Source organism: Catenuloplanes japonicus, from assembly GCF_000717135.1.
In the GTDB taxonomy this organism is placed as follows: domain Bacteria; phylum Actinomycetota; class Actinomycetes; order Mycobacteriales; family Micromonosporaceae; genus Catenuloplanes; species Catenuloplanes japonicus.
This window is the reverse complement of record NZ_JNXY01000019.1, coordinates 26940-46401: the sequence shown is the minus strand read 5'-3', so window position 1 is coordinate 46401 and position 19462 is coordinate 26940. Positions and strand designations below refer to the sequence as shown.

Annotated in this window: 16 protein-coding genes and 1 riboswitch; of the genes, 9 read left to right on the top strand and 7 right to left on the bottom strand. The window is 73.2% G+C overall.

The window, feature by feature from the left end:
- Positions 1 to 23: 23 nt before the first annotated feature.
- Together OP04_RS25415 and OP04_RS25410 are read right to left on the bottom strand one after the other, a co-directional pair.
- Positions 24 to 2576, bottom strand: a complete 2553-nt coding sequence (locus OP04_RS25415; RefSeq protein WP_033342355.1) for a DUF6493 family protein — start codon at positions 2574 to 2576, stop codon at positions 24 to 26.
- A 72-nt stretch (positions 2577 to 2648) separates the two neighbouring features.
- Complete coding sequence (locus tag OP04_RS25410) at positions 2649 to 4043, bottom strand: FAD-binding oxidoreductase (RefSeq protein ID WP_033342354.1); 1395 nt, start codon at positions 4041 to 4043, stop codon at positions 2649 to 2651.
- 22 nt (positions 4044 to 4065) lie between these two features.
- Here OP04_RS25410 and OP04_RS25405 point away from each other — a divergent pair, with 22 nt between their 5' ends.
- Entirely contained in the window at positions 4066 to 4341 is a 276-nt protein-coding gene (locus tag OP04_RS25405; protein WP_033342353.1) for a DUF4031 domain-containing protein, read from the top strand.
- Between the two features lie 43 nt (positions 4342 to 4384).
- Here OP04_RS25405 and OP04_RS25400 read toward each other — a convergent pair whose 3' ends face one another.
- Positions 4385 to 5011 (bottom strand): HD domain-containing protein, encoded by a 627-nt coding sequence (locus OP04_RS25400; protein WP_198153974.1) that lies wholly within the window; start codon positions 5009 to 5011, stop codon positions 4385 to 4387.
- 50 nt (positions 5012 to 5061) lie between these two features.
- Here OP04_RS25400 and OP04_RS25395 point away from each other — a divergent pair, with 50 nt between their 5' ends.
- A complete protein-coding gene (locus OP04_RS25395; RefSeq protein WP_033342352.1) occupies positions 5062 to 6207 on the top strand; it encodes an FUSC family protein in 1146 nt (381 codons plus the stop codon).
- A gap of 250 nt (positions 6208 to 6457) precedes the next feature.
- Here OP04_RS25395 and OP04_RS25390 read toward each other — a convergent pair whose 3' ends face one another.
- Positions 6458 to 7708: an aminotransferase class V-fold PLP-dependent enzyme gene (locus tag OP04_RS25390; protein WP_033342351.1), complete on the bottom strand. Its 1251-nt coding sequence runs from the start codon at positions 7706 to 7708 to the stop codon at positions 6458 to 6460.
- Positions 7709 to 7756: 48 nt separating this feature from the next.
- A riboswitch (SAM riboswitch) is annotated at positions 7757 to 7873 on the bottom strand.
- A gap of 64 nt (positions 7874 to 7937) precedes the next feature.
- On the opposite strand from OP04_RS25390, the gene OP04_RS25385 reads away from it, so the two are divergent.
- The gene (locus OP04_RS25385; protein ID WP_051798955.1) at positions 7938 to 9296 is read left to right on the top strand and encodes a PrsW family intramembrane metalloprotease; all 1359 of its coding nucleotides are present in this window, start codon (positions 7938 to 7940) and stop codon (positions 9294 to 9296) included.
- Here OP04_RS25385 and OP04_RS25380 read toward each other — a convergent pair.
- Positions 9287 to 9613: a GroES family chaperonin gene (locus OP04_RS25380; RefSeq protein ID WP_033342350.1), complete on the bottom strand. Its 327-nt coding sequence runs from the start codon at positions 9611 to 9613 to the stop codon at positions 9287 to 9289. The genes OP04_RS25385 and OP04_RS25380 overlap by 10 nt on opposite strands.
- A gap of 98 nt (positions 9614 to 9711) precedes the next feature.
- Between OP04_RS25380 and OP04_RS25375 the strand changes: the two genes are divergently transcribed.
- A complete protein-coding gene (locus tag OP04_RS25375) occupies positions 9712 to 10926 on the top strand; it encodes an AI-2E family transporter (RefSeq protein WP_408606784.1) in 1215 nt (404 codons plus the stop codon).
- An 868-nt stretch (positions 10927 to 11794) separates the two neighbouring features.
- Here OP04_RS25375 and OP04_RS25370 read toward each other — a convergent pair.
- On the bottom strand, positions 11795 to 13765 hold the full coding sequence (locus OP04_RS25370; protein ID WP_157240332.1) for an ATP-dependent DNA helicase: 1971 nt from the start codon (positions 13763 to 13765) through the stop codon (positions 11795 to 11797).
- 286 nt (positions 13766 to 14051) lie between these two features.
- Between OP04_RS25370 and OP04_RS25365 the strand changes: the two genes are divergently transcribed.
- Genes OP04_RS25365 through OP04_RS25345 form a run of 5 tightly spaced genes read left to right on the top strand, consistent with a single transcriptional unit; the run spans position 14052 to position 18568 of the window.
- Positions 14052 to 14552: a DUF402 domain-containing protein gene (locus tag OP04_RS25365; RefSeq protein WP_033342348.1), complete on the top strand. Its 501-nt coding sequence runs from the start codon at positions 14052 to 14054 to the stop codon at positions 14550 to 14552.
- A gap of 37 nt (positions 14553 to 14589) precedes the next feature.
- On the top strand, positions 14590 to 15858 hold the full coding sequence (locus OP04_RS25360; protein ID WP_033342347.1) for a sensor histidine kinase: 1269 nt from the start codon (positions 14590 to 14592) through the stop codon (positions 15856 to 15858).
- Positions 15855 to 16526 carry a response regulator gene (locus tag OP04_RS25355; RefSeq protein ID WP_033342346.1) on the top strand — a complete coding sequence of 224 codons (672 nt, stop codon included), beginning with the start codon at positions 15855 to 15857 and terminating at the stop codon, positions 16524 to 16526. Before OP04_RS25360 ends, OP04_RS25355 begins: the two co-directional genes overlap by 4 nt.
- A 60-nt stretch (positions 16527 to 16586) precedes the next feature.
- Positions 16587 to 17480 carry an ABC transporter ATP-binding protein gene (locus OP04_RS25350; protein WP_033342345.1) on the top strand — a complete coding sequence of 298 codons (894 nt, stop codon included), beginning with the start codon at positions 16587 to 16589 and terminating at the stop codon, positions 17478 to 17480.
- Between the two features lie 8 nt (positions 17481 to 17488).
- Positions 17489 to 18568, top strand: coding sequence for an ABC transporter permease (locus OP04_RS25345; RefSeq protein ID WP_033342418.1), 1080 nt, complete (start codon positions 17489 to 17491; stop codon positions 18566 to 18568).
- On the opposite strand, the gene sigJ is transcribed toward OP04_RS25345, so the two are convergent.
- Positions 18487 to 19455, bottom strand: a complete 969-nt coding sequence (sigJ, locus tag OP04_RS25340) for an RNA polymerase sigma factor SigJ (RefSeq protein ID WP_063746687.1) — start codon at positions 19453 to 19455, stop codon at positions 18487 to 18489. The genes OP04_RS25345 and sigJ overlap by 82 nt on opposite strands.
- Between the last annotated feature and the right edge of the window lie 7 nt (positions 19456 to 19462).

The window sequence follows — 19462 nt, the reverse complement described above, 5'->3', positions numbered from 1 at the left end:
CGATCCGCCCGCCCCCGGCCCGGTCACGCCAGCGCGTCCCGCAGCGTCCGGGCGTTCTTCACGACCAGACTCGAGCCCTTGCGCCCGGCCACCGCGGTCACCTCGGGGATCTCGCCGCCGGCGTTGCTGCGCAGCGCACAGCGCGCGGCCAGCGCGAGGAGGTCGCCGGCGCCGCGGACCGGCTCGTCGCCGAGCACGCCCGGGAGCGCGGCGCGGACGATCTCGAAGACGGTGCGGTCCGCGCCCGCGTCCGCGACGACCCGCAACGTCGCCGCGGCCCGCGCGGCGAGCACCGCGTCCGCGCGGATCACCACGGCGAGCTGACGCCCCATCAGCGCGGTGTCCAGGTCACCGCGGCCCGCCATGATCAGGATCGCGTCCACCACGGCCGTGCGGTCGTGCGGCTGGTCGGTGGCGGAGAACTCCAGGCCACGGGCGAGCACGAGGTGCAGCGCGTACCCGGCCGGCCCGCCGCCCTCGGCCAGCAGCGGCAGCACCCACCGGGCCATCGCCTTGCGGCGGGAACCGGTGTCGCGGTAGATCCGCGCGGTCAGCTCGTCCCGGTGGTGTGGCAGCTGCGCGGCCCAGAACGGCCTCGGGGCGGCACCGCAGCAGGAGAAGTCGGTGCAGCCGGAGAGGAACACCTCGTCCTCGGCGAGCAGGTCCGTGGCGGCCGGCGGGAGCGGGACGGGCGGGTCGAGCCGGGGCGCCGCGGCCGCCCAGCGCTTCTCCCACCGGCGGCCGGGCCGTTCCCAGTCCTCCGGCGCGGACGACCGGTGCGCGACGCCGCCGGCCGACAGCCACGCGGCGACCTGCTTCCCCGCCTCGGAACCCAGCCCGCCGGCGCCGGCGAGCACCGCATCATCGGCGCCGGGCGACACCCGGAGCAGCGCCTGGGCGAGATCGTGCGGACCGGGCGTCAGGCCCAGGCGCTCGTACGCGGCCACGCGCTCCACCAGCACGGCCGCGTCCAGCGCGCCGGTGGCGAGCGTCGGCGTGGCGAGCAGGAACGGCGGCGGCCCGGCCCGGACCGCGTCGGCCGCCTCGGAGATCCGATCCGCCAGCAGCGCCGCCGGTGGCCGGAAGGCGCGGTGCCCGCGGCGCACGGCCAGGGCGTCGTCGAGCGCGTCGCCGGTCACCGCGGCGGCGACCTCGCGCAGATCCGCCGTCGTGCACTCGCGGGACGGCACGCCCCTCTTCGCGGCGGCCCGGACCACCGGCCGGAGCACCTCGGCCAGGCCGTCCCGATCGAGGTGGGCGGTCCGGACGAGGCCGTCCAGCGCGCGCTCGAAGGCCACGACGTCCTGGTCGCCCGCGCAGACCGCGCCCACCTCCGCGGCGACCTCGGCCGCGGAGGCCGGGGCGTCCGGCACCGGCACGGGCGGGCCCGGGACGGGCAGGACGTCCGCCGCCGGCGCGGTGGCCACCTCGCCCGGCATGCCGAGCAACTCGCCGGCCCGTACCGCCACGGCCGGGTCCAGCGTCTCCGCGGCGGCGCGCAACTCCGGCAGCACGGACGGGCCGGCCGCCTCCAGATGCCGGCCGGCCGTGGTGAGCGCCAGCTCCTGCATCGCCGCGTCCGGGTGCTGGAACGCCACGGCGGCGGCCAGGACGACCTGACCTGCCCGGCCGGGATCGCGCCGCGCCACCGCGTCCAGCGTGGACAGGTGCGCCCGGACCAGCTTCTTCTCCGGGCGGCGCAGCGCGCGCTCGCTCACCTCGGTGAGCAGCTCCGGGTCCGCCGCGTCCAGCGCGGTCAGCGACTCCAGCGCGAACGCCGCGACCTTGGAATCGCCGTCGAGCATGGTGAGGTGGTCCGGGACGCGGGCCAGACGCTCGGCCGTGGTCGGTGCGAAGGCCTGGAGGATCCCCAGCCAGTGCCATCGGACGGTACGGTCGGGCGCGGCGAAGAGCTTGCCGACGTACACGTCCAGGATCGCCAGCCGGTCGATCATCCCCGCCGCGCCGAGCGTCTCCAGCATCCCGGGCGACCAGTGGACGCCGGAGTCCCGCAGCGCGGCCGGCAGCAGGTGCGGGGTCATCGGGTCGTCCCGCAGCCGCCCGACCAGGAGTTCTGCGTGGTCCGGCCGGGCATAGGCCCGGTTGCGGTCGTTCAGCCACCGGTTGAGGAAGGCCGTCGAGGTGGGCGGCGTCGCACCGGTGTCCCGCACCAGGCGCTCGATGAGCGGGAACGCGCCCGATCCGCGCTCCAGCGCGCTCGCCAGCGGGCCGATCAGTTCGGCGCGCCAGGCGACCGGCCGCAGGTTCAGCACCTCCGGCAGCCACTCGTGCTCCCAGCCCAGGACGGCGAGCGGCATCGCGTTCGTGTCGCGGCGGAGCCACGCGCCCGCGGCCCGCGCGTCCTTCACGCAGCCCAGCTCCGCGGCGAGCTGCGCGATCCGCTCGTCCTGCCACTCGTCGACCGGCCGGGCCCGCCAGTCGGTGGCGCCCATCGAGGACCGGCGTTCCTGGAGAGCGGTCCGGCCGCGCCCGCGCTCGGCCGGGGTCAGCCCGGCCAGTTCCCGAAGCACCGCGCGGACGTCGCCGTCCTCCACCATCGTGATCAGTCTCAACATGCCTCCTCGTCGCCACCGTCCCCATTGATCGATGGTCGTCGCGGAAGCTACCCGATCGGCGCAAGCCGGTGGCTAGAGGACCTTGCCCGGGTTGAGGATGCCGGCCGGGTCCAGCGCGTCCTTGACCGCGCGCTGGACGCGCATGCCGACCGGGCCGGCCTCACGTGCCAGCCACTCGCGTTTCAGCAGTCCGACGCCGTGCTCGCCGGTGCAGGTGCCGCCCAGCGAGAGCCCCAGCTCCATGATCTCGTTGAAGACGGCCCGGCCACGCTCCACACTCGCCGGGTCGGTGCGGTCCACCACGATGTTCGGATGCATGTTGCCGTCGCCGGCGTGGCCGACCGTGCCGACCGGGATGCCGTGCCGCGCCGCGATCCGGTCCACACCGTCCAGCAGCTCGGCCAGCCGGGCCCGCGGCACCGCCACGTCGTCGATGACCAGGGCACCGACCCCGCGCGGGTACGTCTCGGCCGCGAACCGCTCCATCGCCGCGTGCGCCAGCCGCCGCGCCTCCAGCAGCGCCGCGGCCTCCTCCGCGTCCGTGGCCGCGAACACCTCCTCGGCCCCGGCCGCGAGACACGCCTCCTCGATCCTGGCCAGGTCCGCCGCCGCGCGCGGGCCGGTGTCGGCCGCGGCCAGCAGCAGCGCCCGCGCGTCCGTGCGCAGGCCCATCGGCCGGTACGCCTCGATCGCCCGCAGATGCGTCTGGTCCAGCAGCTCCAGCAGGCTCGGCGACAGTCCCCGCTCCGCGATCGTGGCCACCGCGCGCCCGGCCGCCGCGGTCGAGCCGAACACGGCCACCAGCGTCAGCGCCTCCTCCGCGGGCGGGCGCAGTGCCAGCGTCACCTCGGTGATCACGCCGAGCGTGCCCTCCGAGCCGACGAAGAGGCTGGTCAGGTCGTACCCGGCGACGCCCTTCGCGGTCCGTCGCCCGGTCCGCAGCACCTCGCCGTCGGCCAGCACGACCTCCAGACCGAGCACGTACTCCGTGGTCACGCCGTACTTCACGCAGCACATGCCGCCCGCGTTCGTGGCCACGTTGCCGCCGATCGTGCTGGTCTGCCACGAGCCCGGGTCCGGCGGATAGCGCAGCCCGGCGCGCGCCGCCTCGGCCGCCAGCACCGCGTTGACCACGCCCGGCTGCACCACGGCCGTGCGGTTGACCGGGTCGATCTCCAGGATCCGCGTCATCGCGGTCATGGACAGCACGATCGCACCGTCCACCGCGTTCGCCGCACCGGCCAGCCCGGTCCGCGCGCCCTGCGGCACCACCGGCACGCCCAGCTCGGACGCGATCCGCAGCACGTCCTGCACCTGGGCGGTGGTGCGCGGGCGGACCACCACGGCCGGTGTGCCGGACTCGCACAGGTCGGCCTCGTCGTGCCGGTGACCGTCGAGCAGGTCGGGGTCGGTGAGCAGCGCGGCCGCGGGCAGCGCCTCCGCCAGTCGTGCGAGCAGATCCGCCATCCTCTGACGGTACGGTGGATCGGTGATCTTCGTGGACCCGCCCGCCTGGCCCGCCCACGGCCGGATCTGGTCGCACCTGGTCAGCGATCACTCCCTGGCCGAGCTGCACGCATTCGCCGAGATGCTCGGCGCGCCGCCGCGCGCGTTCGACCGCGATCACTACGACGTGCCGGCCGAGCGCCTGCAGGCCGCGCTCTGGCTCGGCGCACGGCTCGTCTCCAGCCGGGAGATCGTGGCCATGCTGCGCGCCTCCGGCCTGCGGAAACCGAAACACACGGTCAAGCGGCCCCGCCGGTGACGCGGCGGCCGGTGCGCACGGTCGGGCGTTCCCGTGCGCACGGTCAGGCGGTCAGCGTCGCCAGCTCGCGGGTGAGATTCGCGCGGGCCGGCGCCTCCCAGCGTGCGGCCAGCTCCGGGTTGCGGAACAGCGCGGGAAGCTCCAGCAGGTTCCGCAGCACGGCGGCGCGGCCGGCGCGGAAGAGCTCGTCCGGGACGTGGGCGTACTCACGGCGTACCCCCGCGGTGTAGATCTGGTATTCGGCCGCAGGCCGGGACAGCACCTCCAGATCGGCGTCGCAGAGCAGCGCACCGTTGGCGTCACCGTCCGCGACCGCGTGCCCGGTCGTCAGCCGCACCAGCCGTGCCACCTCGGCGATCTTCTCCTCCGCGACGCCCAGCACGGCCAGCTCGGACGCGGCCAGCAGCGCGCTGGCCTCCTCGTTCCCGGACGCGGCCGGGTCGTAGACCGCGTCGTGGAACCAGACCGCGAGCCGGACCAGGTCCGGATCGTCCGCCATCGCCGCGCACGAGTCCACGGTGGAGAGCATCGCGGTCAGATGCACCTCGTCGTGATAGGCCCGATGGGGCTCCCGCCAGCGTGCCAGCAGCGCCGCGCCAGCGACGCCGCCCGGATCGGTCCCGCCCGCACCGGCCAGCGCGTCGCGCCAGGCCGCCATCAGATCGCTCACCGTCTCATCCTGACAGCCACCGGGCGAAGATCACCGGTACTGTCGCTCACATGGGCAGCGTGCCGTTCGGGGAGCGGGTCGCCGATCTGGGCCGGCGGTCCGGCGGCACCTTCCGCGAGCGCCTGACCCGGGTGCGCGGCAACGGCGGGCTCGCGCTGCAGACCGGCGTGGCCGCGGGCATCGCCTGGCTCATCGCGAACGACCTGCTGCACCACCAGACGCCGTTCTTCGCGCCGATCGCGGCCGTGATCACGCTCGCCGTGTCCGTCGGGCAGCGGTTGCGGCGCGCGTTCGAGCTGGTCATCGGCGTGGCGCTGGGCATCGCGGTCGGCGACCTGCTGATCCTGCTGATCGGCACCGGCCCGTGGCAGATCGGCGTCTCCGTCGGCCTGGCCGTGGTCGCCGCGATCTTCCTCGGCGGCGGATCGTCGCTGGTCGTGCAGGCCAGCTCGTCCGCGGTGCTGGTCGCCACGCTCACGCCGCCGACCGAGGGCATCTACCTGGGCAGGTTCTGGGACGCGCTGATCGGCGGCGCGGTCGGCCTGACCGTGATGGCGCTGCTGCTGCCGATCAACCCGCTCACCGTGGTCACCCGCGCGGCCGGCCCGGCGCTGGACCTGCTCGCACAGGGCCTGCAGGACGCATCCGCCGCGCTGGCCGCGGGCGAGGCGGCCCGCGCGACCGAGGTGCTGGACCGGCTGCGCGCGGCCGAGTCGGACCTGACCACGATGGACGAGGCGATCAAGGCCGGGCGGGAGAACGCCACCCTCGCGCCGGTACGGTGGCGCGCCCGCGCCCCGCTCGATCAATACCTGGACAGCGCGCAGTACGTGGCGCACGCGCTCCGCAACAGCCGCGTCCTGGTCCGCCGCGTGATCACCATGCTGAACGACGGCGAGACCGTGCCGCCCACGCTGGCCGGCGCGGTCGGTGCGCTCGGCGAGTCCGTCGAGCTGCTCCGCACCGAGCTGGAGCTGGGCGTCGAGCCGGAGGCCGCGCGCGGCCGGGCGCTGAGCGCGGCCTCGGACGCCGGCCGGGCCTACGCGGCCGGCGTCGGCTTCTCCGGCTCCGTGGTGGTGGCCCAGGTCCGCTCCACCGCGACGGACCTGGTCCGGGCCTCCGGCGTGGAGCACGAGGACGCGATCCGTCAGGTCCGCCGCGCCTTCGGCCGCCACGCCCCGTCGATCGAATCCTGACCGAGCGCGGCTCACCCCCGAGGCGGGCGATTTGTCTAGGTAAGCAGAGCAAAGCCTCGCGGAGAGCGCCTGGTCGGGCGCGCTCGGACGGGTTTTGACCTTGCGCCCACGGACCTGGCAGGAAGCCCACTGCCGCCCCGGCCACCCACCCCTGAGCGGAGTAAACGCTCTGCTCATGCGACGACCGGTGTCGCCGGGAGGCCTCGGCAGGTGATGTGAGACCAGATCGGCAGATCAAGAATTTGATCTTCTAGCGCAGCGCCTCGATCAGCGCGTCCACGTCCGCCTCCGTGCTGCCCAGGCCCACGCTGACCCGTAGCGCGGTCGGCGGCAGCGACAGCCCGGACCGCGCGGACGCCTCGGTCAGCAGGCGCTTGGCCAGCGGGTGTGCGCAGAACAGGCCGTCCCGGACGCCGATGTTGTGCTCGCGGCCCAGCTCCGTGGCGACCGCGGACGAGTCCCGCCCGGCCACGGCGAACGAGACGATGCCGACCCGCTCCGCGTCGGCGTCGAACGTGCGCAGCTCCACCACGCCCGGGATCGAGGCCAGACCGTCGCGCAGCCGGGTGACCAGCCGCTCCTCGTCGGCCCGGAGCGCGTCGCGGTCCGCGACCTGCAGCGCGGCGCAGACGGCGGCCAGTGCGACGGCACCGAGCAGGTTCGGCGTGCCGGCCTCGTGGCGTGCGGGACCGGTGTTCCAGACCACGTCGTGGGTGCCGGCGCCGACGCGGGCCGTGGCGCCGCCGCCGCGCAGGTACGGCTCGGCCGCGTCCAGCCAGTCGCCGCGACCGGCCAGCACGCCGGCGCCGAACGGCGCGTAGAGCTTGTGGCCGGAGATCGCCACGTAGTCGACGTCCAGCGCGGCGATGTCCACCGGCAGGTGCGGGGCCAGCTGCGCCGCGTCCAGCGCGATCCGGGCGCCGTAGCGGTGCGCGACCGAGGCCAGGTCCGCGATCGGCCACACCTCGCCGGTGACGTTGCTGGCGCCGGTCACGGCCACCAGCACGTGCTCCGGACAGCCGTCGCCGCGGCGCAGCTCGGCCAGCGCGGCGCTGAGCGAGCGCACCGCCTCGGCCGGCGAGGACGGGACCGGCAGGCGCAGCGGGTTGCCGGGCCAGGGCAGCAGATTCGCGTGGTGCTCGCCGCCGAACGTGACCACGGTCGTGCCGGACGGCAGCGCGGCGGCCAGCAGGTTGAGCGCGTCCGTGGTGTTCCGCGTGAAGATCACGTGGTCCTCGGCGCGGGCGCCGAGGAAGTCACCGACGGTCTGCCGGGCCCGCTCGTAGGCGAGCGTGCAGCGCTGGGAGAGCGCGCCGGCGCCGCGGTGGACGCTCGCGTACCAGGGCAGGATCGCGTTGACGGCCTCGGCGGCCGCGGTCGCGCAGGGCGCGGTGGCCGCGTAGTCGAGATTGATCTGACCGGGCACGCCCAGCACGGCCGGCGCGGTGTGCGCGGTGGGTGTGACGACCAGATCGAGGGCAGGCAGCGTGATCGTGGACATGCGACGACCTCCGGGGTCTCTGGGACCCCGAGCACACGTCGGGAACGGGGTCCGCGCTTGCCGGTGCGACTCCGCACAGGCCCGGTCATCACCCGGGGCACCCCACCGCGAACTGACGAGGGTTGCCGGCCAGCAAGCCGGGGCTATCTGCTGGCACTCGTGACCTGACCGCCATAATAGCCACGCACTCGGTGATCGTGGCAAGCCCTTTCTGGATACGCTGATCCCCATGTCGGAGATCTCACCGCAGCCCTCCCCGCCGCTGATCGACGGGCCCGAGCAGGTCCCGCCGGCCGCGCCGGTCGCGGCGCCCGAGCCGAGCCGGCGGAAGCGGGTCTGGCGGATCATCGGCCTGGCCGCGATGATCATGTTCATCGCCGGGTGCGCCATCGCGGTGGTGGTCTTCCTCGGCTTCAACATCGGCGTCGACGGCCTGCTGCTCGGCAGCATCGCGGCGCTGGTGCCGGTCCCGGTGCTGATCGGCTGCTTCATGTGGCTCGACCGTTACGAGCCGGAGCCGGTCGGATATCTCGCGTTCTGCTTCGCCTGGGGCGCGTTCGTGGCGACCGGCGTCGCGCTGGTGGTGAACAGCTACGCGTCGTACCTCTTCGAGGGCTGGGGCCTGTCCGACTCCCTGGTGGCGACGCTGGTGGCACCGTTCATCGAGGAGACGATGAAGACGCTCGGCCCGGTGCTGCTGCTCTGGCGGCGACGGCGCGAGTGGTCCGGCATCACGGACGGCATCGTCTACTGTGGGCTCTCCGCGATCGGCTTCGCCATGGTGGAGAACATCCTCTACCTGGGCGGGCACGGTTACGCGGCCAGCAACGAGCAGTACGGCCCGGCCAGCGGCGCCCAGCAACTCTTCCTGATCTTCATCGTGCGCATCCTGTTCACCGGCTTCGCGCACCCGCTCTTCACCTCGATGGCCGGCGTCGGCCTCGGCGTCGCGGCCCGTGCCGCGGAGCGCCCGGTCCGCTACCTCGCGCCGATCTCCGGCATCCTGGTCGCGATGATGCTGCACGGCACGTGGAACATCCTGCCGTCGCTGGTGGTCGCGACCGGCGAGCCGATCGTGCTGCTCTACGGTTACCTCGGCCTGATGATCCCGGTCTTCTTCGGCACGGTCGGCTTCGCGATCTGGCTGCGCGGCTGGGAGGGGCGGCTCACCGAGCGCGCGCTCCCGGCGTACGTGCGGGCCGGCTGGCTCTCCCCGCCCGAGGTCGCCACGCTGAGCAGCCTCGGCCGCCGGCACTCGGCCCGCCGCTGGGCCAAGCGGGTCGCCGGCGACGCCGGGCTGCGCGCGATGAAGGGCTTCCAGTTCTCCGCTACCAAGCTCGCGCTGCTGCGCGACGGACTCGACCGCGGGCTCTACAGCAAGATCGGCTCGGCCCAGGTGGAGGAGGCCGCGCTGCTCGCGCAGATCTCGGCCGAGCGGTCCGTCTTCGTCGGCCGCGACCCGCAGACGCCCCAGGCACGCTGGGACGGTGAGCGGTACCACATCACGTTCCCGGACGGGGTGAGCCGCCCGATCGAGGCACCGGCGTCGCCGGTGGTGCCGATCCCGATCACGGCGTACTACAGGTAGAGGCCGGTCCCGTCCGACTCCACGCGCTCCGCGGCGACCGCATGCACGTCCCGCTCGCGGAGCAGCACGTACTCCCGGCCGTGCAGCTCGACCTCGGACCGGTCCTCCGGGTCGAAGAGCACCCGGTCACCGTTGCTGACGGACCGCACGTTCGGCCCGACACCGACCGCGGTGGCCCAGGACAACCGCCGGCCCATCGAGGCGGTGGCCGGAATCACGATCCCGGCGGAGGAGCGGCGCTCGCCCTCGGCACCGTCCAGGCGGACCAGGACGCGGTCGTGCAGCAGCCTGATCGGCAGCTTGGCGTCGTCGTTCACGCTTCCAGACGCTACCCGCGCAGCTCCGGGCCTGGCGCGCGGGTGCGACAGTGATCAAGGGTTACGGTCAGGAGGTGGCTGTGGGACGACTGAGCAGGATCCGGCGCAATCTCCGGCGCGCGTACGAGTCCTCGATCCAGGAACCGCCCGAGCCCGTCGTGGCGGAACCGCCGCTCGACGAGCCCGAGCCGGCTCCGGAGGTCCACGCGACCACGATGAGCCGCGACGACGCCGAGGTCCCGCACGCGCTGCGCCTCGCGGCCGCCTGGTCCTGGCGCCTGATCGTGGTCGGCGTGATCGGGTACGTGCTGCTCCGCTTCTTCGGCACGATCCGCATCGTGGTCATCCCGCTGTCCATCGCGCTGCTGCTCTCGGCGCTGCTCACCCCCGCGGTCGGCTGGCTGCTCAAGCTCCGCTTCCCGCGCTCGCTCGCCACCGGACTCGTGCTGGTCGCCGGCCTGGGCGCGGTCGTCGGCACGCTCACCATGGTCGTCACCCAGTTCGTCGACGGCCTGCCCGAGCTCAGCCAGAACGCCACGGTCGGCATCCGCCAGATCCAGACCTGGCTGCGCGAGGGCCCGCTCCACCTCGACGACCAGCAGTTCAACACCGCGCTCACCACCGGCCAGCAGTGGCTCGACCAGAACACGCAGGCGCTCACCACCGGCGCGGTCTCCACCGCGGCGACCGTGTTCGAGCTGTTCACGGGCGCGCTGCTGGTGCTGTTCTCGACGTTCTTCTTCCTCCGCGACGGCCGGAACATCTGGCGTTTCGGCGTCCGGCTGTTCCCGGTCAACGCGCGCTGGCGGATGGCGGACGCGGGCGAGGCCTCGTGGCAGACGCTGGTCGCCTACGTGCGCGCGACCGTGCTGGTCGCGTTCATCGACGCGGTCGGCATCGGCCTGTTCCTCTTCATCTTCAACGTGCCGTTCCCGTTCCCGCTGGCCGCGCTGGTCTTCCTCGGCGCGTTCATCCCGATCGTCGGCGCCACCGTCTCCGGCGCGGTCGCGATCCTGGTCGCGCTGGTCGACAGCGGCTGGGTCACCGCCCTGATCATCCTGGGCGTCGTGATCGGCGTCCAGCAGGTCGAGGGCCACATCCTCCAGCCCCTGATCATGGGCCGTGCCGTCGCCATCCACCCGCTGGCCGTCATCATCGGCATCGCCGCCGGCGTGGTCCTGGCCGGAATAACGGGCGCGCTGGTCGCCGTCCCGCTCATCGCGGTCCTCAACACGGCCGTCCGCCGCTTCACCACCGACCGCCGCCCCGAGGTCCCACCGGATGCGGTAGTCGTCACCCCGAACACCCCTTAAAAGCGGATTTTTCCGGATGTGGCCCGTTCGCTCCCGCGGGTGCGCAAGCTTGCTTGGGAGACCCCAGCCCTGGCCCTGTCGCGCTTTGTGCCGGGTGGTCCTTCGCCCGCTTCGCGAAGATCAAGATCAACTTCAAGGTCCAGGTCATTTCCCGCTTCCGGCGTGGTGCGGCAGCGTTGCTCCCGCGGGCAAACCTCGCCGTCCGCCAAGACTTCGCTGGCGCTCCGCTTGCCTCCCGGCGTCGGAGCCGGTTCCGCGCGGCACGGGGAAGAGCACGCGGCTTCCGTCGTGCGCGCGTTGCGCGAGGCGCGTCCCGTGCCCGCGCGGAGTGCCCTCCCGTGCCCGCTTGCGCGGAGTGCCCGCTTGCGCGGAGTGCCCGCTTGCGCGGAGTGCCCGCTTGCGCGGAGTGCCCGCTTGCGCGGAGTGCCCCTCCATGATCGGGGCGTCCCTCATGCTGTTCTAGCAACATGGGGGACGCCCTGATCATGGGAGGTTGACCGGGGCGGTGCGTGCGGGCGGGGTTTGGGTTGAGCTTGGCCACCCGCGGCAGTGGAAGGGAGGAGCGCCAGCGACGACCGGTGCCCGCGGGAGCGTGCGGATCGCAACCACCGCGAAATGGGAAAAATGCCTCTGTGTCTTTGATCTTGCCCTTGGGGCGACCGCAAATTGGGCGCGGCCCACGAGCTTGCTTCAGTGATCCAGGCGTCCCTCATGCTGTTCTAACAGCATGAGGGACGCCTGGATCACTGGCCGGTGGCGCAGAGCGCCACCTGTTGCGGGTCGCCCTGAGCCGGTGACGATGTGACTGAGTGATCAGTCGGCGGGAGGAGCCTGGGCCGCACGCGAGACGCGGCCCAGGCGCAGAGGATTACGACTTGGCGAGGCGCTGGAGGGCGCCGAGGGCGATGTCGGGCTTGGTGGTGTACCAGAACGGGGGGAGCGTCTTGCGGAGGAAGGCGCCGTAGCCGCGGGCCGTTTCGAGGCGGGAGTCGAGGACCGCGACCATGCCCTTGTCGCCGGAGGCGCGGATGAGGCGGCCGGCGCCCTGGGCGAGGCGGATGGCGGCGATCGGGACGCTGACCGAGGTGAAGCCGGAGCCGCCGGTGGAGTCGACGGCGGCGGAGCGGGCGGCGGAGAGCGGCTCGTCCGGGCGGGGGAACGGGAGCCGGTCGATGATGACCAGCTGGCAGGCGTCGCCGGGGACGTCGACGCCCTGCCAGAGCGACATGACGCCGAAGAGGCAGCTGTCCCGTTCCGCGCGGAAGCGGCGGACCAGGACCGGCAACGCGTCCTCGCCCTGGAGCAGGACCGGGATCGAGGTCTTCGCGCGGACCAGGTCGGCGGCCTGCTGGGCGGCCTTGCGGGACGAGAAGAGGCCGAGCGTGCGGCCGCCGATCGCGGTGATCAGCTTGAGCAGCTCCTCGCCGGCGGCCTCGGGGAGGCCGGAGGCGGCGGGTCGTGGCAGGTGGGCGGCCACATAGAGAATGCCCTGCTTGGTGTAGTCGAACGGGGAGCCGACGTCGAGCGAGCGCCAGCCGGGGCCTTCGACCGGCGCGGGCGGCTTAGGTGCGGCGTTCGCCGGGCGGGCGGCCTCGGCCGCGGCGGCCGCGATCGGCGTGGGCTTGACCGGGCCGAGCGGCAGGCCGAGCGAGCGGGCGACCAGGTCGAAGCGGCCGCCGAGCGCGAGCGTGGCGCTGGTGGCGACGACGGTGCGCTCCTCGTAGAGCGTCTCGGAGAGCAGGCCGGCGACGGAGAGCGGCGCGACGACCAGCGCGCGCCGGGTGCCGGTCTCGTGCTTCTCGACCCAGGCCACGTCGTGGTCGCTGCCCTCGAGCAGGCGGGTCGCGGTGTTGCCGATCTCGTCGAGCACGGCCTTGGCCTGCTGCTTGCGGACCGGGTCCGGGTCGTCGGACTTGACGTCGCCGATCGCCTCGAGCGCGCGGCGGGTGGCGGCGCCGAGGAGCGTGCACGCCTCCGCGAGCGCCTGCGGGAGCTCGCCGGTGATCAGGCCGCTGGGCGCCTCGGCGAGGCCGAGCGTGAGCGCGTCACCGGCCTCGACCAGCGACGTGAGCACGTCGGGCTGGATGACCGGGCGGGAGCGCCGCGCGGCCGCGGTGATCGCCTCCGGCGTGAGCTCGGCCTGGGACGCGGAGGAGACACGGTCGGCCAGCTCGTGCGCCTCGTCGATGATCAGCAGCTTGTGCGGGGGCACGATGTGCCGGCCGGCCAGCATGTCGACGGCGAGCAGGCTGTGGTTGGTGACGACCACGTCGGCCTCGCGGGCGCGGGCGCGGGAGGCCTCGGCGAAGCACTCGTCCCCGTACGGGCAACGGGCCGCGCCGACGCACTCGCGCGCGGGCATGGACACCTGCCGCCAGACGCGGTCGTCGACGCCGGGGTCGAGCTCGTCACGGTCGCCGGTCTCGGTCTCCATGGCCCACTCGTGCACGCGCTCGACCTGCTTGCCGAGCTTGCCGGACTCGCCGAGCCAGCCGGGGGCGGGCGCGCGTCCCACATCGGCGGCGTCGATCAGCGCGGCCTCTTCCGGCTCGTCCTCCTGCGAATTCTCCAACCGGGCCAGGCAGAGGTAGTGGTGGCGGCCCTTGAGCACGGCGAACGACGGCTCCCGCCCGAGGACCGGCTTGACGGCCTTGGCGAGCCGGGGCAGGTCGTGGTCGACCAGCTGGGACTGGAGCGCGAGCGTGGCGGTGGACACGACCACCGGGCCGTCGACCATCAGCGCGGGCGTGAGGTAGCCCAGCGACTTGCCGGTGCCGGTGCCGGCCTGGACGAGCAGGTGCTCCTTGTCGGCGATGGCGTCGGCGATCGCCTCGACCATCTGCACCTGGCCCTCACGGGAGGAGCCGCCGGGGACCGCGCCGACGGCGGCGGCCAGCAGCTCGCCGGCACGCTCGCGGCTCTTGCGCTGGCGCGGGGAGGGCGAGGGGGAAGCGTTCGTCACCCGGGGAACGGTACCGGGAGCCACCGACGTTTCCCTGCCCCCGGTGTCCGTAAAACGCGCCACGGATACGACTTGTCGTCAATTTGCGCAACTTTCTGCAACGTCCTGCCGACCCCTGCCATGATCGCGCGGACTCGTCGATCGCATCGGTTAAGGTGCGCTCATGTCAGACGTGGTCCGGGTGGTCTACCAGAAGTACGACGGCACCGCACACCGGGACTACCCCGCGCGTCGGCTCACCGAGGACGACCTCGGGGTCTGGCTGGGTGTGACGGCCGGTACGCCGAGCATCTACCACGGCCGCGCGTCGGTGGAGCGTATCCCGTTCGTGCTGCTCGTCCCGCACAGCGCGTATTGGACCGGCATGTTCAACCCGCCTCCGCGTACGAGTGAGGTCTACTGCGACATCACCACGCGCGCGCGGTGGGAGGGCGACACCGTCCACCTCATAGACCTCGACCTGGACGTGGTGCGCCGCCGGGCGACCGGCCTGGTGGAGCTGCGCGACGAGGACGAGTTCGAGGAGCACCGGGAGCGGTTCGGCTACCCGGAGGACCTGGTCCGTGAGTCGCATCTCGCGGCGGACTGGCTGATGGGCGCGCTGGGGGACGGCACCGAGCCGTTCGCCTCCGCGTACCGGAAGTGGCTGGCGCTGGTCACGTGATCTTGGTGTTGTCGCGCACGTCCGCCAGACTGGGCGCGTGACGACGACCACGGGGGACGAATGGCGGCGGCCCGAGCCGACCGCCGATCAACGGCGCAACGACATCCTGATCGGCATCGCCGCGATGGTGGGGAGCACGTTCAGCTTCGTGCTGTCCACCAGCACCGGCTTCCAGGTCTTCGACAACCCGCCGTCCAGGCTGGAGCAGGTGATCTGGGCGGTGGCCGTGACCGCGCCGCTGATGTGGCGCCGCCGCTTCCCCGAGGTGGTGATGCTGGTCATCTCCGCCGCCTACATCGGCAGTCAGTTCCGGCACGCCCAGGAACCGCAGCTGTCCCAGATCGCGCTCTTCACCGCGATCTACACGGCCGGCGCCTGGAGCCGCAACCGGCGCTGGTCGCAGATCTCACGCGTCGGCGTCACGGTCGCCATGTTCGCCTGGCTGGGCATCGCGATAGCGCTTGAGCTGCCGGATCTGCCGCCGAACGCGTTCTCGACCGCGGCCGGCCCGCTGCCGCCGCTGCTCGCGTCGATCATGACCAGTCTGTTGATCAACGTGCTCTACTTCGGATTCGCGTACTACTTCGGTGACCAGGGCTGGCACGCCGCGTTCAGCCGGCACCTGCTGGTCGAGCGCGCCGAGGAGCTGCGCCGGTCGCAGGAGAAGGAGGCGGAGCGCGCGGTGCTGAGCGAGCGCGTCCGCATCGCCCGCGAGCTGCACGACGTGGTCGCGCACCACGTCGCCGTGATGGGTGTGCAGGCCGCGGCCGCGCGCCGGGTGCTGGAGAAGGACGCGGACAAGGCACGCACCGCGCTGTCCGCGGTGGAGCAGGGCGCCAGGACCGCGGTCGACGAGCTGCGCCGGATGCTGGGCGTGCTGAGGGCGACGGACGCGGAGGCGACCGCGCCGCCGGTGCACAAGATCGAGGATCTGCCGGCGCTGCTGGAGAGCTCGCGCCAGGCCGGCCTGCGGATCGAGCACGGTGTGTACGGCGACGCCGGCGCCGTGCCGGAGTCGGTGTCGGTCGCGGCGTACCGGATCGTGCAGGAGGCGCTGACCAACACGCTCAAGCACGCCGGTCCGGTCGCGGTGGACGTACGGATCCGCTACCTGAGCCGGGAGCTGGAGGTCGACGTGACGGACGAGGGCCGGCTGCTGAGCACGCCGAACGCGCGCGGCATGGGCCTGATCGGCATGCGGGAGCGGGTCGCGGCGCACGAGGGCGTGCTGGAGACCGGCCCGCGCGACGGCGGCGGCTTCCGGGTCCGCGCCCGTTTTCCCCTGAGCAAGGAGGTCGCGGCATGATCCGCGTTCTGTTGGCCGACGACCAGCACCTGGTGCGCAGCGGTTTCCGGGTCATCCTGGAGACGGAGGACGACATCGAGGTGGTCGGCGAGGCGGCGGACGGCCTGACCGCGGTCACGCGCGCCGCGGAGCTGCACCCGGACGTGATCCTGATGGACGTGGAGATGCCCGGTGTGGACGGTCTGGAGGCCACCCGGCGGATCACGGCCGTGACCGGAGGCGACGGCCCGGCCGTGCTGATCCTGACCACGTTCGACCGGGACGACTACCTGTTCGAGGCGCTGCGCGCGGGCGCCAGCGGGTTCCTGCTCAAGACCGGCACGCCGGAGGCGCTGATCGACGCCGTGCACGTGCTGTCCCGCGGCGACGCGCTGCTGGATCCGCAGCTCACCCGCCGGGTGATCTCCACGTTCGCGCGGCCGGGGGAGACCGCGCCGCCCAAGAAGGCCGACCTGGGGGAGCTGACGCCCCGGGAGAACGAGGTGCTGGTGCTGCTGGCCGGCGGCTGCACGAACGCGGAGATAGCGGAGCGGCTGTTCCTCGGCGAGGCCACGGTGAAGACGCACGTGAGCCGGGTGCTGGCCAAGCTCGGTCTGCGCGACCGGGTGCAGGCCGTGGTGTTCGCCTACGAGCACGGCGTGGTGGCCCCGGGTCCCTCGGGCGGGTGACACGCGCGATCCGCCGCGCGCCGGACGCGAGGAAGATCTTCGGCCAATAGCGTTGCAGGCATGACGAAGGTGCTCAGCGTGAGCGCGGTCGACCGGGGGTTCGCCGGTCGGCAGGTGCTGAAGAACGTCTCGTTCGACGTGACCGCGGGACGGATGACGGGTTTTGTCGGCGCGAACGGCGCCGGCAAGACCACCACGATGCGGATCATCCTCGGCGTGCTGGCCGCGGACGCGGGCGAGGTGACCTGGGACGGCCGCCCGCTGACCCGGTCGGAGCGCCAGTCGTTCGGCTACATGCCGGAGGAGCGCGGCCTCTACCCGAAGATGTCCGCCCGCGAGCAGGTCGTCTACCTCGGCCGCCTGCACGGGATGAGCGCGGCGGACGCCAAGCGCGGCGCGGACGAGATGCTGGAGCGGGTCGGCCTGGCCGAGCGCGCGGACGACAAGCTGGAGACGCTGTCGCTGGGCAACCAGCAGCGCGCCCAGGTGGCGGCCGCGCTGGTGCACGGTCCGGAGATGCTGGTGCTCGACGAGCCGTTCTCCGGTCTGGACCCGATGGCGGTGGACAACGTGGTCACGGTGCTGCGCGAGCGCGCGCGGGCCGGCGCGTCCGTGCTCTTCTCCAGCCACCAGCTGGACGTGGTGGAGCGCCTCTGCGACGACCTGGTGATCATCGCGGACGGCACGATCCGCGCGGCCGGCGAGCGTGAGGCGCTGCGCGACCAGTACGCCCGCCGCCAGTTCGAGCTGGCCGTCGACTCCGACCTGGGCTGGCTGCGCGACCGTCCCGGCACCACGCTGACCGATCTGGACGGCCGTCGCGCGGTCGTCGAGCTGGAGGACGGCGCCGACGACCAGGAGCTGCTGCGCGACGCGCTCGCCCGCGGCCCGGTCCGCACCTTCCGCCCCGTCGTGCCGACGCTGGCCGAGATCTTCCGAGAGGTGACCCGATGAGCCGTCAGCTGTCCAACTGGGAGGCGACGCGACTCGTCACCGCGCGCGAGCTCAAGGTCAAGATCAGGGACAAGACGTTCCTCATCAGTACGGGTTTCCTGCTCGTCTTCGCGATCCTGGGCACGGTCGTCCCGTCGCTGATCGGGGGCGGCGCGACCAGCGTGGCCGTGGTCACCGGCGCCGCCACCGAGCAGCTCACCGCCGCCGGCCTGGAGGTGCGCGAGGTCGCGGACGCGGCCGAGGCGGAGCGCCTGGTCCGGGACGGCGACGTCGACTCCGCGCTGGTCGGCGGCGTGGTGCTGGCGCTGGACGACGAGCCGGGCGACGTGGTGTCCGCGCTGAGCGTCTCGCCCGAGGTCCGGCTGCTGGACCCGGACGCGATCAACCCGGGGCTGGCGTTCCTCGTGCCGTACCTCTTCGCCATGGTCTTCTTCTTCACGTCCCTGATGTTCGGCCTGCAGATCGCGCAGAGCGTCACCGAGGAGAAGCAGACCCGGATCGTGGAGATCCTGGTGTCCAGCGTGCCGCCACGGGTGCTGCTGGCCGGCAAGGTGCTGGCCGGGGCGCTGCTGGCGTTCGGTCAGATCGGGCTGCTCGCGCTGGTCGCGATCGCCGGCCTGCGGTTGTCCGGCAGCGAGCAGGACAACGGCGTCAGCCTGCTGAACCTGCTGGCCCCCGCGATCGCCTGGTTCCTGCCGTTCTTCGTGGTCGGGTTCGTGCTGCTGGCCGCGATGTGGGCGGTGGCCGGCGCGCTGGTCAGCCGTCAGGAGGACATCAACAGCGTCTCCACGCCGGTGCAGCTGGCCGTGATGCTGCCGTTCTTCGGGACGATCTTCCTCAGCGACAACAAGCCGGCGATGACGATCATGTCGTACATCCCGTTCTCCGCGCCGATCGCGATGCCGGTCCGGCTGTTCACCGGCGACGCGGCCGGCTGGGAGCCGTTCGCCTCGCTGGGCGTGCTGGCGCTGGCCGCGGCCGGGATGCTGGTCATCGCGGCCCGGCTCTACGAGGGCTCGCTGCTGCGGACCAACGGCAAGACCTCGCTCGGCGCCGCGTGGCGCTCCAGCGAGAAGCTGTCCGTCTGAACGCGAGCCAGTTTCTCCGGGTTGAGCTGGCTGAACAAGCCGGTGATCCGGCCCTCGGTGACCGCGAACGACGCGACCTGCCGGTACGGCCGCCCGTCCGCCCAGGCCCCCTCGATCAGCAGTCCGAAGTCGCCGTTGACCAGGACCGGCTCCACCCGGAGCCGGTCCATCCGGTCCTCCCGGCGGCCCCACAGCCCGGCCACGAACCGGGCCACCTTCTCCGCGCCGAGCACCGGGCGGCGGCTGGCGGTGACGTGCCCGCCGCCGTCGCTGATCGCCACGCCGTCCGGGTCGAGCACCGCGATCAGGCCGCGCAGATCGCCACGGTCGGCCGCGGCCAGGAACGCCTGCACCACGCGCCGCTGCTCGGCCAGGCCGGCGGTGTGTCTCGGACCGCCGTCCGCGACCGCGCGCCGGGCCCGGGACGCGAGCTGCCGCGCGGCCGCCGCGGAGACGCCTAGCGTGCCGGCGATCTCGTCGAACGGCACCGCGAACATGTCGTGCAGCACGAACGCCACCCGCTGCTCCGGCGTGAGCCGCTCCATCACGACCAGCAGCGCGAGCCCGACCTGGTCGGTGCGGGCCGCGCGCTCGGCCGGGTCGGTGTCGACGGCGGGCAGTCGCTCGACGATCGGCTCGGGCAGCCACGGACCGACGTAGGCCTCCCGGCGCACCCGGGCCGACCGCAGCACGTCGAGGCAGATACGGCCGGTGGTGGTGGTCAGCCAGCCGCGCGGGTCACGGATCTGGGCGCGGTCGGCCGAGGCGTACCGCAGCCAGGCGTCCTGCACCGCGTCCTCGGCCTCGGCGCGGCTGCCCAGCATGCGGTAGGCGACCGAGGTCAGGTGGTCCCGCTCGGCCTCGAACTCGGTGGCGAGATCCGTCACGCGCTGC